At 69.2% G+C, this 14,072-nt stretch carries 14 protein-coding genes; 6 read left to right on the top strand and 8 right to left on the bottom strand.

The features are described from left to right. Both gatA and gatC read right to left on the bottom strand, forming a co-directional pair. Complete coding sequence (gatA, locus tag AC0CH3_RS01535; protein WP_354301546.1) at positions 1 to 1,485, bottom strand: Asp-tRNA(Asn)/Glu-tRNA(Gln) amidotransferase subunit GatA; 1,485 nt, start codon at positions 1,483 to 1,485, stop codon at positions 1 to 3. Continuing rightward, a complete protein-coding gene (gene gatC / locus AC0CH3_RS01530) occupies positions 1,485 to 1,787 on the bottom strand; it encodes an Asp-tRNA(Asn)/Glu-tRNA(Gln) amidotransferase subunit GatC (protein WP_031396405.1) in 303 nt (100 codons plus the stop codon). Before gatC ends, gatA begins: the two co-directional genes overlap by 1 nt. Positions 1,788 to 2,068: 281 nt before the next feature. Here gatC and AC0CH3_RS01525 point away from each other — a divergent pair, with 281 nt between their 5' ends. After that, the gene (locus AC0CH3_RS01525) at positions 2,069 to 3,178 is read left to right on the top strand and encodes a DUF3089 domain-containing protein (protein WP_354301544.1); all 1,110 of its coding nucleotides are present in this window, start codon (positions 2,069 to 2,071) and stop codon (positions 3,176 to 3,178) included. Further along, the gene (gene ruvX, locus AC0CH3_RS01520; RefSeq protein ID WP_354301542.1) at positions 3,175 to 3,642 is read left to right on the top strand and encodes a Holliday junction resolvase RuvX; all 468 of its coding nucleotides are present in this window, start codon (positions 3,175 to 3,177) and stop codon (positions 3,640 to 3,642) included. The genes AC0CH3_RS01525 and ruvX overlap by 4 nt, the downstream gene beginning before the upstream one ends. Here the strand turns inward: ruvX and AC0CH3_RS01515 are convergent. Then, positions 3,639 to 5,207, bottom strand: coding sequence for a hypothetical protein (locus tag AC0CH3_RS01515; RefSeq protein WP_354301540.1), 1,569 nt, complete (start codon positions 5,205 to 5,207; stop codon positions 3,639 to 3,641). The two genes, ruvX and AC0CH3_RS01515, sit on opposite strands and share 4 nt — an antisense overlap. 124 nt (positions 5,208 to 5,331) lie before the next feature. On the opposite strand from AC0CH3_RS01515, the gene AC0CH3_RS01510 reads away from it, so the two are divergent. Together AC0CH3_RS01510 and AC0CH3_RS01505 are read left to right on the top strand one after the other, a co-directional pair. Next, positions 5,332 to 6,318: an aspartate carbamoyltransferase catalytic subunit gene (locus AC0CH3_RS01510; RefSeq protein ID WP_354301538.1), complete on the top strand. Its 987-nt coding sequence runs from the start codon at positions 5,332 to 5,334 to the stop codon at positions 6,316 to 6,318. Beyond that, entirely contained in the window at positions 6,315 to 7,535 is a 1,221-nt protein-coding gene (locus AC0CH3_RS01505; RefSeq protein WP_354301536.1) for a dihydroorotase, read from the top strand. The genes AC0CH3_RS01510 and AC0CH3_RS01505 overlap by 4 nt, the downstream gene beginning before the upstream one ends. Before the next feature lie 44 nt (positions 7,536 to 7,579). On the opposite strand, the gene AC0CH3_RS01500 is transcribed toward AC0CH3_RS01505, so the two are convergent. From AC0CH3_RS01500 to AC0CH3_RS01490, 3 genes are read right to left on the bottom strand one after another with little or no spacing between them, the layout of a single operon-like run. After that, on the bottom strand, positions 7,580 to 8,965 hold the full coding sequence (locus tag AC0CH3_RS01500) for an SPOR domain-containing protein (protein ID WP_465237499.1): 1,386 nt from the start codon (positions 8,963 to 8,965) through the stop codon (positions 7,580 to 7,582). Next, entirely contained in the window at positions 8,962 to 9,336 is a 375-nt protein-coding gene (locus tag AC0CH3_RS01495; protein ID WP_354301532.1) for a hypothetical protein, read from the bottom strand. Before AC0CH3_RS01495 ends, AC0CH3_RS01500 begins: the two co-directional genes overlap by 4 nt. Next, entirely contained in the window at positions 9,333 to 10,055 is a 723-nt protein-coding gene (locus tag AC0CH3_RS01490; RefSeq protein WP_354301530.1) for a ParA family protein, read from the bottom strand. The genes AC0CH3_RS01495 and AC0CH3_RS01490 overlap by 4 nt, the downstream gene beginning before the upstream one ends. Positions 10,056 to 10,240: 185 nt before the next feature. Between AC0CH3_RS01490 and AC0CH3_RS01485 the strand changes: the two genes are divergently transcribed. Then, a complete protein-coding gene (locus AC0CH3_RS01485; RefSeq protein ID WP_465237498.1) occupies positions 10,241 to 11,269 on the top strand; it encodes an SPOR domain-containing protein in 1,029 nt (342 codons plus the stop codon). Positions 11,270 to 11,323: 54 nt separating this feature from the next. On the opposite strand, the gene AC0CH3_RS01480 is transcribed toward AC0CH3_RS01485, so the two are convergent. Both AC0CH3_RS01480 and serB read right to left on the bottom strand, forming a co-directional pair. Beyond that, positions 11,324 to 12,058 (bottom strand): Crp/Fnr family transcriptional regulator, encoded by a 735-nt coding sequence (locus AC0CH3_RS01480; RefSeq protein ID WP_354301526.1) that lies wholly within the window; start codon positions 12,056 to 12,058, stop codon positions 11,324 to 11,326. Positions 12,059 to 12,201: 143 nt separating this feature from the next. Next, entirely contained in the window at positions 12,202 to 13,083 is an 882-nt protein-coding gene (gene serB / locus AC0CH3_RS01475; protein ID WP_354301524.1) for a phosphoserine phosphatase SerB, read from the bottom strand. Between serB and miaA the strand changes: the two genes are divergently transcribed. Then, positions 13,076 to 14,005, top strand: coding sequence for a tRNA (adenosine(37)-N6)-dimethylallyltransferase MiaA (miaA, locus tag AC0CH3_RS01470; protein WP_354301522.1), 930 nt, complete (start codon positions 13,076 to 13,078; stop codon positions 14,003 to 14,005). The two genes, serB and miaA, sit on opposite strands and share 8 nt — an antisense overlap. Positions 14,006 to 14,072 lie beyond the last annotated feature (67 nt).

Genomic DNA, 14,072 nt, shown 5'->3' with positions numbered 1-14,072 from the left:
TTACCACCAAGCCTCTGGCCGTGCCGTAAATCCTGCCCGCTGTTCGATCGCGAGCCCTGCGTTCAGCACGCCTTGTTCGTCGAGCGGCTTGCCGATGATCTGAAGCCCAAGCGGCAGGCCCTGCTTGTCGAGACCACCAGGCACCGACATCGCGGGCAGACCCGCGAGCGACGACGGCACGGTGAAGACGTCGTTCAGATACATCGCGATCGGATCGGCCGATTTCTCGCCGAGCGCGAACGCGGCGGAAGGGGCGGTCGGCGTGAGCAGGACGTCGCACGTCTCCCACGCCTTCTCGAAATCGCGCGCGATCAACGTCCGGATCTTCTGCGCCTGCGTGTAGTACGCGTCGTAGTAGCCGGCCGACAGCACATAGGTGCCGATCATGATGCGGCGCTTCACCTCGGGACCGAAGCCGTCAGCGCGCGTCGCGGCGTACATGTCCTGCAGGCCCGAGCCCGCAGGCAGGTCGCGGATGCCGTAGCGCACGCCGTCATAGCGCGCGAGGTTCGACGACGCCTCGGCGGGCGCGATGATGTAGTACGCAGGCAGCGCGTATTTGGTGTGCGGGAGCGAGACCTCGACGATCGTCGCGCCGGCATCCTTCAGCCAGTCGATGCCCTTCTGCCAGAGCGCCTCGATCTCCTCGGGCATGCCGTCGACGCGGTATTCCTTGGGAATACCGACGCGCAGGCCCGCGAGGCTGGCCGACAGACCCGCTTCCCATTTCGGCACGTCGAGCTGGAGCGAGGTGCCGTCCTTCGCATCGAACCCGGCCATCGCCTCGAGCAGGATCGCGCAGTCGCGGACATCGCGCGCCATCGGCCCGGCCTGGTCGAGCGACGAGGCAAACGCGATCGTCCCCCAGCGCGAGCAGCGGCCATAGGTCGGCTTGATGCCCGAAATGCCGGTAAAGGCGGCGGGCTGGCGGATCGACCCGCCGGTATCGGTGCCGGTCGCGCCGGGGCACAGCCGCGCGGCGACCGCCGACGAGGAGCCGCCTGACGACCCGCCGGGTGCGAGCGAAGCGTTGCCGCCGTCGTTGCGCTTCCAGGGTGAGATGACGTTGCCGAACGCGGAGGTCTCGTTCGACGATCCCATCGCAAACTGGTCCATGTTCAGCTTGCCGAGCATCCCCGCGCCCGCATCCCACAGATTCTGCGAGACGGTCGACTCATAGGTCGGCGTGAAGCCTTCGAGGATATGGCTCGCCGCGGTCGTCGCAACGCCCTTGGTGCAGAACAAATCCTTCATGCCGATCGGCACGCCGGCCAGCGGCTTGAGCGTCTCGCCGGCGGCGCGCGCGGTATCGGCGGCGGTGGCGGCGGCGATCGCATGCTCGGGCGTCTCGACCAGGAACGCGTTGAGCGCCTTGGCCTGGCTCACCTTGACGATGAACGCATCGGCGACGTCGCGCGCCGAGAAGCTGCCGTCGCGCACGCCGTCGCGGATGCCGGCGATGCCGAGATCGGTAAGGTCGGTCATTATTCGATCACCTTGGGCACGGCGAAGAAACCGTGTTCAGCTACGGGCGCGTTGGCCAGGACCTGCTCGCGGATATTGCCGCCGGTCAGCGGGTCGGCGTTGACGACGTCGTCGCGCAGCCGCAGCGTGTTGGGGATGACGGCGGTCATCGGCTCGACGCCGGTCGTATCGACCTCGCCCAGCATCTCGATCCAGCCAAGGATGTTTCCGAGTTCCGGCGCCATGCGGGCGGCGTCCTCGTCGGTGATCGCGATGCGCGCAAGGCTCGCGATCCGCTTCACGGTTGCAGTATCTACGGACATGCCCCGCGGCTAGCACCGCGCGACGCGGCCGCGCAATATGTTTAAGCCGAGCGCCCCCTCATCCTCCCCCGCCAGGGGGAGGTGGCAGGCGTCAGCCTGACGGAGGGGGAGGAACGCGAAACGCCTGATCCGTGTCCGCCCCCTCCGTCGCCTCCGGCGCCACCTCCCCCTGGCGGGGGAGGATTCATCAGAAGCTCACACCCCGCTTAGCGAGACGCGCCCGTTGCAACCGCCCCCGGGTTGCGGCACGGGGGCGGCACCGCCTGCACGGAAGGTCCCGCTTGGCCCGCAAATTCCTCTATTTCGTCACCGCGATGATCGTCCTCGCGATCGCCGCCCTGCTCGCCTATCGGCTTTTCGGCACCGACCTGATGCGGATCGCGATGGTCCCCAGCGAGACGTTCCAGCCGCAGCGCGAGGCGCCGCGCAACATCTATGCGCGCAAGGTCCTGTGGCTCGCGCGACCCGACCGCCCAGGCAATCCGGCGCTCTGGACACCGCCCGGCTACACCCCCGGCAAGCCGGGTACGGGCGCCGCGATCTTCTTCATCCACCCGACATCGTACATCAACCGCGACCATTGGAACGCGCCGATCGACGATCCGGAGACCAATGCGCGCGCCGAGCTCTTCCTGCGCGGCCAGGCGAGCGCGTTCAACGAAGCGGGCGACATCTGGGCGCCGCGCTATCGTCAGGCGACGTTCGGCGCGTTCCTGACCAGCGAGGCTGACAGCGAACGCGCACTCGCGCTGGCGTACGGCGACGTCACCGCCGCGTTCGACCGGTTCCTCAAGGAAGCCGGCCCGACCCGCCCGATCATCCTCGCCGGCCACAGCCAGGGCGCGCTTCACCTCACCCGCCTGCTGCGCGACCGCATCGCCACCGACCCGAAGCTGAAGGCGCGCATCGTCGCGGCCTATGTCGTCGGCTGGCCCGTCTCGCGCACCACCGACCTGCCGCAGATGGGCCTTGGCGAATGCCGCACCGCCGATCAGACCGGGTGCATCCTGTCGTGGGAAAGCTTCGCCGAGCCTGCCGACCCTTCGCTGATCGTCGACACCTATGACAAGACGACGGGCTTCGATGGCCAGCCGCGGAAGAATACGCCGATCGTCTGTACCAATCCGCTGACCGGCACCGCCGACGCGGCGGCGCCCGCGACCGCCAATCTCGGCACGCTCGTCCCGTCCGCCGACCTCGCAACCGCGACGATGACGCCCGGCAGCGTGCCCGCGCGCTGCGCCGATCGCGGCATCCTGCTGATCGGCGACGCGCCCGATCTCGGGCCCTATGTTCTGCCCGGCAACAATTATCACGTCTATGACTACAGCCTGTTCTGGGCGAACGTCCGCGCGGACGCCAACCGCCGCCTTGCAGCGTTCACGCGATGATCACGCTCTCCCCCGCGCAGTTCCGCGACGCGCTTCCCGACGGCGGCCGGCTGATCGGGCTCGACGTCGGGACCAAGACGATCGGCACCGCGCTATGCGATGCCGGCTGGTCGTTCGCCAGCCCTGCGCTGCTGATCCGCCGCACCAAGTTCCAGAAGGACAAGGCCGCGCTCGCCGAGATCATCAAGGCGCAGGCCGTCGTCGGCCTCGTCATCGGCCTGCCGATCAACCTCGACGGCAGCGAAAGCCCGCGCTCGCAATCGACGCGAGCCTTTGCGCAGAACCTCAAGGACATGGGGCTGCCGATCCTTCTCCAGGACGAGCGCTGGTCGACCGTCGCGGTCACGCGCACGCTGATCGAACAGGATGCCAGCCGCGCCAAGCGCGCCGAACTCGTCGACAAGATGGCTGCCGCCTACATCCTCCAGGGCGCGATCGACGCGCTGGTGACCAGACAGATCTAGCGGACGACCCGGTACAGGGTCGAAGACCCGTTGGTCCACACCACGCGCAGGTCCGCGGCCTGTGCCGCCCCCGGTGGAAACCCGATCGTCCAGACATGCGTGAACGCGGCACGGGGGAAGCCGGCGATCGCTGCGTTGAAGTTGGACCCGATATCGGAACATTGGGCGGGATAGACGCTCTGGCTCGGATCGGCGAGATAGGGGGCGGCGACCTGGTGCCGGATGCTCAGCAGTTGCTGGCCCGCGATCACCCACTGATCGTTGGTGAAGACGTCGCGCCGGACGATCGCCAGCCCGGGCAGGTGATCGCGACGCAGATCGGTCCACGCATTACCACATGGCCGTGCGATCAATGACAGCACCGCTGCACCACGCGGGATCGCAGCGATCGCGGCAAGCTCGCGCTGCTGTTCGGCGTTGCGCTCGGCAAAGCTCAGCGTCGTGCCGCCAAGGCGGACCGCGACGAGCAGCAAGGCGAGCAACGCGGTCGTCCGCGTCGCCCTCGCCGCGATCGGCGGCGCGATCGCGACGAGCGCGAGCATCATCGCGGCGGGCGCGATCCGCATGTCGACATACGCCCCGCCCATCAACAACCGCGGCAGGATGACGAACGCCGCCAGACACGCAGCTGCAGGCCAGCCGAGCAGCCGCGAAAACCCCCAGTCGGGGCTCCGCACCGCGACGTAGAGCAACAGGACGAGCGGAACCAGCGAGAGCAGATCGAACGCCTGCCACCGATCCCTGAACAGCGACAACAGCCAGAGCGCCTTGATCGGCACGTTGAACCAGTCCGACGCGCCGAGGCCACCTGCCCCTGCTCCTGGCCCCGCTCCCGCCCCATATCCAGCCTGCGCGGCCATGACGATCACCGGCCCCGCGAGCGGCAGGCACTGCAGCATCGTCGTGCCGAGCGCGGCCCCCCAGCCCCTCTCCGCCGCACGCATGCGCGCGAGCTCGGCGGCCGCCGCCATCAACCCGAACATCCCCCAGCCGAAGCTGTGCGACACCCACAACACGAACGCGATCGCGAAGAACGCCACCGCGCGCACCGCAAACCGCCCCTCCCGCCCCCAGCGGATCCACAAGGCCAGCGCGCAGAAGGCCAGCGCCTGTGACAGCGTAAAATTGACGAAACCGAACTGGAACGGCCAGGCATAAGCGAGCGGCACCGCAAGGATCGCGGTCGGCGGAACGCGCCCATGCGCCTCGCGCGCCGCCCATAGCAGGCCGATGACGGTCAGCACCGGGATCGCCATCACCGCGAGCTTGGTCGCTGCCTCGAAACCGACCACGCGGGCGAGCGTGGGTACCAGCAGGTCCATCCCCAGATTGGGGATCAGTGCCCAGTGAAACGCATAATAGCGCGCCAGATCGGGCGAGTCGCGCAGCGCCATCGCGATATGCCAGCGACCCATATGCCCCGGCAGGTCGCTCAGCGGCGGCAGCGACGGCCATGCCAATGGCACCGCGGCGGCGACGACGAGCGCGGCCAGGACCCAGCGCCGCTCCCACCAATGCGCGCTGCTGCCGATCACGCCGTCGTTCGCGTTGCTTGTCCCCACCATGCGCCCCCCATCGCACGCTGCCCCTAAAACGGGGTTAACCATCCACGCCCCTGGGGCAAAGACGTCGGCAAAGACGGCGGCAAACCTTGCCCCCGCCGCCGCAGCCCACTACCCAGCGCGCTTGATGCAACGTTCAGATCACCGCCCCGCCACCCTTATCGAGGGCGGCGCCGTCTTCCCGCACCGGCACCTCACCGGGATCGACGGGCTCCAGCCGCACGAGATCGCGTTCCTGCTCGACGAAGCGGAGACCTGGGTCGAGGCGAACCGCACCCATGCGACCCCCGACAAGCGGCTCGCCGGGCTCACGCAGATCAACGCGTTCTTCGAGAACAGCACGCGCACGCTGCTGTCGTTCGAGATCGCGGGCAAAAGGCTCGGCGCCGACGTCGTCAACATGCACGCCGCGCAGTCGAGCGTGAAGAAGGGCGAGACGCTGATCGACACCGCGATGACGCTGAACGCGATGCGCGCGGACGTCATCGTCATCCGCCACATGTCGAGCGGCGCGGTGCGGCTGATCGCGGACAAGGTCGATTGTCCCGTCCTGAACGCGGGCGACGGCCGCCACGAACATCCGACCCAGGCGCTGCTCGACGCGCTGACGATCCGCCGCCGCCGCGGGTCGATCGCGGGGCAGCGCGTCGTGATCTGCGGCGACGTGCTCCACAGCCGCGTCGCACGGTCGAACATCCTCGCGCTCACCGCGCTCGCCGCCGAGGTCCGCGTCTGCGCACCCTCGACGCTGATGCCCGCCGCGATCCACAAGATGGGGGTGACCCCCTTCACCGATTTCGATGCCGCGCTGGAGGGCGCCGACGTGGTCATGATGCTCCGGCTTCAGAACGAGCGGATGGACGGCGCGTACGTGCCTTCCACGCGTGAATACCGGATACGCTACGGGCTGACGCTCGACCGGCTCGCGCGCGCCGCGCCCGATGCGCTGGTGATGCACCCCGGCCCGATGAACCGCGGCGTCGAGATCGATTCGGCGGTCGCCGACCACGCCCGATCCGCGATCACCGAACAGGTCGAGATGGGCGTCGCGGTGCGGATGGCGTGTCTCGACGTGCTGACCCGCCGATCGCGCGGCGTGGAGGGCTGGGCATGATCCTCGCGCTCACCAATGCGACGCTCGCCTGCCCCGTCGGCGGCGTCACCACGGGCAATCTGCTCGTCCGCGACGGCGTCGTCGTTGCAACAGGGCTGGTCGAGATCCCCGCCGAGGCGCAGACGATCGACTGCGCGGGCAAGACGATCGCGCCCGGCATCGTCGACCTTGGCGTCGCGCGGATTGACCGTGCCGCGTTCCGCGCGGGCGGCATTGTCCGCGTCGGGCTGATGCCCGACCAGTCGCCCGTGCTCGACGATCCCGGCATCGTCCAGCGTGCCGCATTGATCGGCAAGCCCGATCTGTGGATCCACCCGATCGCCGCCGCGACTCAGGGGCTCGCCGGCACCGACCTCGCCGAAATGGCGGTCTGCCTGTCGGCGGGGGCGCGCGCGGTCGGCACCGGCAAGCGCTGGATCGCGGACACCGGCGTCATGCACCGCGTGCTCGCCTATGCGCGCGACCTCGACATCGCCGTCGTCACGCATGCCGAGGATGGCGGGCTGACCAATGGCGCGGTCGCGACCGCGGGCGAGACCGCGACGCGGCTCGGCCTGCCCGCCGCTCCCGCGATCGCCGAGGCGCTCGCGATCGCGCGCGACCTGATGCTGGCGGAGGAGACCGGCGCGCGCCTCCATGTCCGCCAGGTCACGACCGCCGCGGGCTTCGACCTGATCCGCGCGGCCAAGCGCCGCGGCGTCGCCGTGACGTGCGGCATCACGCCCGCACATCTCCATCTGTCCGATATCGCGGTCAGCGATTTCCGCAGCTTCGCGCATCTCTCGCCCGCGCTCAGGAGCGAATCGGATCGTCAGGCCGCGCTCGCGGCGGTCGCCGACAGTACGATCGACGTGATCTGCTCGGCGCACGACCCGCGCGGTCCCGAGGAAAAGCGCCTGCCCTTCGCCGATTCGACCGCGGGGATGGCGGGTGCCGAGACGCTCCTGCCGCTCGCACTGATGCTCGTGCGCGACGGGCACGCGACGCTCGACCGGCTGTTCGCGCTGCTCGCGCGCAACCCCGCCGCGGTGCTCGGGCTCGACACCGGAACGCTCGAGGTCGGCAAGCCCGCCGACCTGCTCCTGTTCGACGCGGATGCGCCGTGGCAGATCACCGGCGACGCGTTTGCCGCGAGCGCGAACAACACGCCGTTCGACGGGCTACCGGTGCAGGGAAAAGTGCTGCGCGTGTGGAAGGGCGGCCGCGAGATCGTCTGAAGCGGGATAGCCCGCCAAGACGTCTGCGCGGCGATCCCGGTCGGTTACCGCGAAGCCACCTGCATCCCGCCCTTTCGCAGCCACTGCGCCATCTGGTCGCCCGCGCCCTCGCGGACGAAGCACGCGCCCCCCGTCGTGCGATAGCGGCGGCAGAGCCGGTCCGCCTCGCCGCGGCTGAAGCCCCCGACCGACAAGCGGTAGAACGCGTCGCCGTTCGCCCTGAACGTCATCCCGTTGGGCTGCTGGCCGGCAAATGCCGCAAAGCGCCGTGTCGCGCGGGTCCAGGCATCCTTCGCCACGCCAACCGTGTCATAGGCGCCGATCTGGACATACCAGTCGCCCGAGCGTGCCGGGATCGCAGACCGCATTGCCGCCGCCTGTACGGCCGACGCCGCGGTATCGGGTGCAACACCCGTGCTGCGGTCGGCGAGCCGCGGCGTGGCGTCACGCAGCATCATCGCGGGGCTTCGCGACGGCAGCGCCTGGACGATCTCGCGCCGGGGCGCGAACGTCACCTTTGAAAACCCTGCGACGACGCCCGGCGTTGCCGTCGCATCGTCCTGACCAACCGCCGCGAAGGCACGACGGTCGTCGGTTCCGTCCGTAGTCGCCGGCGCCAGTGCTTCGACCGGTGCCGCGCCCGAGGCCAGCGCCATCGGTGCCATCAGCGGCGCGCGGTTGAGCGCCAGCGCGACCGGTTGCCCCGCATCTGCCACCGCGCGAACGCCGAGCAGCGCGGCAATCTGCTCATGGGCCGCGGCGGGCTGCGCGAAGGCGGCCCATTGCGCGAGCCGGACATCGACGTCGGCCGGTGCGAGATCGGTCGCCGCGACGACGCGTGCAGCCTGCCACTGGCCCGCAAGCGCGAGACTGAGCGCAAGATTCTGCCGGACCTTGGCGTTGCTCTCGGACGAACGGGCGACATCGGTAAGAAGCGTGATCGCGCCCTGCGCATCCCCCGCCAGCGCCAGCGCCAGCCCGCGATCGCTCGCCGGGATGATCGCCGCGTGCTGCGCCAGCGTGAGCCGTGCCGCCTGCCAGTCGCCCCCCGCGGTCTGCATCAGCGCGAGGTTCAACGCCGCCTTGCCATTCTCGGGGGCCAGCGCGAGCGCATCGGCAAATCCCTGTCGTGCGGAGGTGAACCGACCCGCCTCGAGATAGCCTTGCGCCAGCAGCAGGCGATAATCGGCGGATTGCGGCATCATTCCCACGGCAGCCTCGGCGTACCGCACAGCGCCGTCACCATCGCGCTTGGCGAGCGCCGCTTGCGCGCGGCGCGCGTTCGCCATCCCCGCCTTCGCCGCAAACGCATCGTCGCGGCTGCTCGCCGAGGCGATGCCGGTGCCGCCGTCGGATGCACTGCACCCGACCATCGTGCCGCCAAGGACCAGCGCAGACAGGCCCATCGAAAGGAAAACGCGCGTCTTCATCGGATCAAACCCCACCGGTTTACGTGTCGCCCGTCGTCGGAAGGCGCGTCGATCGCATCCTCCCCGGGCACTGTCTCTAGAAAGGCGTCCAGCGCCGCGGTCAGCAGATGCTGCGCGGATCGTCCCGTCGCCGCACTCGCCTGTTTCAGCCGCGCGTGCCGCGCAGGCTCGAGCCGCAGCGTGAAGGCGATCCGCTTGACCTTGGCAGGGATCACCGGATCGTCCGCGAGTTCGTTCGCCATCGCCATCGCCATCGCCATGTCGGCGGCCGGCAGGCTGAGCGCCATGCGCCTTGGCCCGCGGCGATCGCCCGGCGTGCGCGCCAGCAATGCCGACGACAGCGATGCCAGCGGCTTCGGGTTCGGCGTCATGCCCCCTCCCCCACGACGCGGCGACCGAAGCCCACAGGCGCGGTGCGCTGGCCTCGGGGTGCCGGATGTACCGGAACCGCGAACACCGTACGCCGGAAATTCTTCTCGAGCCGGTCGCAGATATAGGTCCAGAGCGACTCGACCTCGGCCGCCGACTTGCTCCGGGCATCGACCTCCATCACCGTCCGGCCGTCGATCATCGACGCGGCGAAGTCGGTGCGCTGGTGGATCGTGATCGGCGCGACCGTCCCGTGCTGCGACAGTGCGACGATCGCCTCGCCGGTGATTCGCGCCTTGGGCGTCGCCGCGTTCACGACGAAGATCAGCGGTTTGCCGGCACGGTCGCACAGGTCGACGGTAGCCCCCACCGCGCGCAGGTCATGCGGGCTCGGCCGGGTCGGGATGACGATCAGCTCGGCGACCGCGATCACGCTCTGGATCGCGATGGTGATCGCGGGCGGCGTATCGATCAGCGCCAGCTTGAACCCCTGGAGACGAAGGATCTCGAGATCGGCGGCCAGCCGCGAAACCGTCGTCTGCGCGAACGCCGGCGTCTCGTCCTCGCGCTCGTTCCACCAGTCCGTGAGCGACGCCTGGGGGTCGATGTCGATCAGCACGACCGGCCCGTGGCCGGCGCGCTCGGCCTGCACCGCGAGATGGCCCGACAGCGTGGTCTTGCCCGATCCCCCCTTCTGCGATGCCAACGCCAGAACGCGCATGAATCCGCCAACCCCTTGAATGCCTATCTCGAATATCGTCGGGAATGCCATGATGGCGGATAAGAAGCGGTTAACGCGGAGGCAGGAATCGCCCCCGCGGTGCGCGGCAAAAGGCTTAACGTGATCTTTGCCTTCACCGGGCTATGACGGCATGAGGAACGGCAATGGCTTCGATGAGGTGGACGATGCGGAACGTGTTTTTCGGCGCGGTGGCGATGGCAGCCGCCTGCGCCGCTGTACCGGCGGCGGCGGATGTGAAGGCGGGCGTCGACGCATGGAGCCGCGGCGACTATCGCACCGCGATCGACCAGTGGCGGCCACTCGCGATCGCCGGTGACGCCGACGCCCAGTTCAACCTCGCCCAGGCGTACAAGCTCGGGCGCGGCGTCCCGCTCGACCCCGCGCTTGCGGAAAGCTGGTTCCGCAAGGCGGCGGCGCAAGGACACGTTCAGGCGCAGGACAATTACGGGCTCGCCCTGTTCCAGGCGGGCAAGAAGTCGGAGGCACTGCCCTGGCTCGAGAAGTCGGTGGCACGCGGCGAACCCCGCACGCAGCTGGTGCTGGGAACGATGCTGTTCAACGGCGACGGCGTGCCCCGCGACTATCCCCGTGCCTATGCCTTGATGACGCGCGCCAGCAGCGCGGGGCTGCAATCCGCCTCGCAGACGCTCGCGCAGATGGATCAGTACATCACCGCCGAGGATCGTCAGCGCGGTACCGCGCTCGCCCAGCAGATCGCCGCGCAGCAAAAGCTGGCGCAGGCCAGCGCTCCCGCCACCATTCGCCCGCAGCAGGCGCCCGCACCGATCGTCCGCACGCCCGTTCCGTCCTCGACACCGGCACAGCCACCGCGTGTCGCTCCCAGCCCCGCACGCACGGCAGCGCCTGCCCGCGAGGCCGAAAAGCCGGCGCCGAAGCCCGAGGCACCGGCCAAACCTGCCCCCAAGGCAGCGCCCAAGCCCGCACCGGCGAAACCGGCGCCAGCCACAGCACGCGCGTCGGGCAAATGGCGGATCCAGCTCGGCGCGTTCCGCGACCGTGCCAATGCCGAGACGCTGTGGAGCCGTGTCCGCGGGAAGCTGCCTGGTGCACAGCCGAGCTATGTCGCCGCCGGCGCCGTCACGCGGCTTCAGGCCGGCGGGTTCGCGACGCGCGCGGATGCGACCCGCGCCTGTGCCGCGTCGGGGCAGCCCTGCGTCGTCGTCAATCCCTGACGCGTCCGGCGACGGACCTGCCCGCGTCCGGGCACGTCCGTCGCCTCGGTCATCTCATGTGGTTCGCGCCGGAATCCAGCTGATATCGCGCTCGGCGCGCTGCGGCAGCTCGGCATAGTCGATCAGCCGGGGATAATCGGTGATCGTGATCTCGCCGCGGCGCCAGACCGCGACCCCCTCGGTACGCAGCTGCCGAAGCGTCCGATTGACATAGACCGGGGTCAGCCCCGTCAGATCGCCGATATCCTCCTGCGTCAGGGGGGCCGGGAACGCGGTGTCGACCGCCGCATCGCTCCGCCGCAACCGCGACCGCAGTTCGAGCATCAGCGCGGCGACGCGGCTGATCGCGCTGGTGCGCCCGATCGAGGCAAGGCGCTCCATCAGCAGCACGCGTTCCTGCTGCGCGACGAGGAAGAACAGCGCGGCAAGCCGGGGGTTCTCGGCGAAGACACGGCCGATCGCCGTGGTCTCGACCACCCCCATCGTCACGTCGCTCAGCGTCTGGATCGTGTCGCACGCCGTGCTTGCCGCGATGCTGGGCATCCCGACCAGATCGCCGGGCAGATGCACCTTCACGATCTGCCGTGCGCCATGCCCGACGTTGATGCTGCACGTCACCCAACCGCTGATCAGCATGTAGACCTGGGGATCGGACGAGCCTTGGCGCCGTACGATATCGCCGCGCTTCAGCCGTATCGACGGCCCCGCCATCTGCTTGAACCGCTCGATGTCCGCGACGTCCGCGCCCGTGAATTCCTTGAACCGCTCAACATTCCAGCCCGCATCCATCCCGTCGACCATTCCTCGTAACGCGTTGAGCAAGCCCCTTAAAACGCATTGGTCGGGTAACAAGGCCGGAGTGGTAAACCCGCTAACTTATATCAACAACTCAGACGACATGCATGCGCGCCTTCACGTCGGTTGTCAGGGCGTCAGGCGACGATCCAGTCTCGCCGAGGCAGTCCCTGCGCATGGAGGAGCGCGGTCAGGTCGCCATGATCGACGCGCGCCGCCGCGGCCGCCGCGACGATCGGTTTCGCACGGAATGCGACCCCCAGCCCCGCCGCCTCGATCATCGCCAGATCGTTCGCGCCGTCACCCACCGCAAGCGCCTCTTCCACCGCGATCCCCCGCTCGGCGATCGCCGCGTTGAGCGTCGTCAGCTTGGTCGCCGACCCGACGACCGGCTTCGTCACCGTTCCCGTCAGCACGCCATCCGCAACCTCAAGCACGTTGGCGATCGCGCGGTCGAAGCCGATCGCTTTTGCCACTGGCTCCGCGAACCGTGTGAACCCGCCCGACACCAGCACCGCCAGCGCGCCGCGCGACCGCATCGTCTGCACAAGCGCCTTGGCGCCCGGCATGATCGTCACGCGCTCGGCCAGGCAGCGTTCGATATCGCTCTCCGCCAGCCCCTTGAGAAGCGCCACGCGCGCATCGAGCGCCGCCTCGAAATCGAGCTCGCCGCGCATCGCGCGTTCGGTGATCTCCGCGATCTGCGGCTTGATGCCCGCATAATCCGCCAGCTCGTCGATGCACTCGACGGTGATCATCGTCGAATCCATGTCCGCGACCAGCAACGTCTTGGTGCGCGTGTGGCTCGGCTGGACCACCACGTCGGTCTTGCCGAACGCCCCCTCAAGCGCGGTCCGTGCCGCGTCGGGCGCCATCCCGAAGATCAGGTCGGCGGCATCGCCCTCGTCGATCCAGCCGCTCGCGCCCGGTGCGCAACCCGCGTCGCGCAGCCGGTCCATCGCGGTCGAAATATCGCCTGCGGTCAGCGTGCCCGAGGCTATAAGCGTTGCCGTGAACATAGAACATCTCCCGAAGGTCGCGCTCATCGCAGGGCCGACCGCGAGCGGCAAGTCCGCGCTCGCGCTCGCGATCGCCGCGCGCCACCACGGCGTCGTCATCAACGTCGATTCCGCGCAGGTCTATGCCGATCTCCGCATCCTAACCGCGCGCCCTTCGGCCGAGGAGGAAGCGAGCGCCCCGCACTGCCTGTTCGGCCATGTCGACGCCGCCGACGCGACCTATTCCGCCGCACGCTGGGCCGCCGAGGCGACGCGCGCGATCGACGCCACGCTCGCCGAGGGCAGACTGCCGATCCTGGTCGGCGGCACCGGCCTCTACGTCCGCACGCTGCTCGACGGCATCGCCCCCGTCCCCGCAACCGATCCGGCGCTTCGCGAGCAGATCCGCGCGCTCCCCGTCGCCGAGGCACATGCCGCCCTCGCCCTGCTCGACCCGCCCGCCGCCGCGCGGCTCAACGCGGCTGACACCACGCGCGTCGCGCGCGCGCTGGAGGTGGTCCGCGGCACAGGCCGCACGCTCGCCGACTGGCAGACCGAACGGGTGGGCGGGATCGGCGACCGCCTTGACGTCCGCGCGCTGATCCTCATCCCCGACCGCGACTGGCTGAACGTACGCATCGATCAGCGCTTCGCCGAGATGACCGAGACCAGCCAGAGCGAAATCGCCGCGCTCCTGGCCCGCACCGACATCCCGCAGGATGCACCGATCCGCCGCGCGATCGGCGTCCCCGAAATCGCCGCACTCGTCCGCGGCGAGACGTCGAAGACCGATGCAATCGCGGCCGGATCGCTCGCCACGCGACGCTATGCCAAGCGGCAATATACCTGGCTCAGGCACCAGCCCCCGGCCGCCTGGACGCGCACCGATGCGCTCGATTTTCCAACGCGCCTGCAGCAATTTGAAACTATATTGCTCAAATGATGTTTGACACGCATCTTTTATATCGGTAGCCGCCCCCTCCACGAGGCGCTAAAGGCGGCGCATTCGA

This window comes from Sphingomonas sp. AC449 (assembly GCF_979253475.1).
The sequence above is the reverse complement of the archived record's forward strand: the minus strand, read 5'-3'. Positions and strand labels throughout refer to the sequence as shown.

Bases quoted from the DNA above. Each gene is read 5' to 3' on its own strand.
- AC0CH3_RS01505 (WP_354301536.1), top strand. From the start codon at position 6,315: ATGATCCTCGCGCTCACCAATGCGACGCTCGCCTGCCCCGTCGGCGGC.
- AC0CH3_RS01495 (WP_354301532.1), bottom strand. From the start codon at position 9,336: ATGACGCCGAACCCGAAGCCGCTGGCATCGCTGTCGTCGGCATTGCTG.
- AC0CH3_RS01490 (WP_354301530.1), bottom strand. From the start codon at position 10,055: ATGCGCGTTCTGGCGTTGGCATCGCAGAAGGGGGGATCGGGCAAGACC.
- AC0CH3_RS01515 (WP_354301540.1), bottom strand. From the start codon at position 5,207: ATGGTGGGGACAAGCAACGCGAACGACGGCGTGATCGGCAGCAGCGCG.
- AC0CH3_RS01485 (WP_465237498.1), top strand. From the start codon at position 10,241: ATGCGGAACGTGTTTTTCGGCGCGGTGGCGATGGCAGCCGCCTGCGCC.
- AC0CH3_RS01480 (WP_354301526.1), bottom strand. From the start codon at position 12,058: ATGGATGCGGGCTGGAATGTTGAGCGGTTCAAGGAATTCACGGGCGCG.
- ruvX (WP_354301542.1), top strand. From the start codon at position 3,175: ATGATCACGCTCTCCCCCGCGCAGTTCCGCGACGCGCTTCCCGACGGC.
- gatA (WP_354301546.1), bottom strand. From the start codon at position 1,485: ATGACCGACCTTACCGATCTCGGCATCGCCGGCATCCGCGACGGCGTG.
- AC0CH3_RS01500 (WP_465237499.1), bottom strand. From the start codon at position 8,965: ATGAAGACGCGCGTTTTCCTTTCGATGGGCCTGTCTGCGCTGGTCCTT.
- AC0CH3_RS01510 (WP_354301538.1), top strand. From the start codon at position 5,332: ATGCAACGTTCAGATCACCGCCCCGCCACCCTTATCGAGGGCGGCGCC.
- serB (WP_354301524.1), bottom strand. From the start codon at position 13,083: ATGTTCACGGCAACGCTTATAGCCTCGGGCACGCTGACCGCAGGCGAT.
- gatC (WP_031396405.1), bottom strand. From the start codon at position 1,787: ATGTCCGTAGATACTGCAACCGTGAAGCGGATCGCGAGCCTTGCGCGC.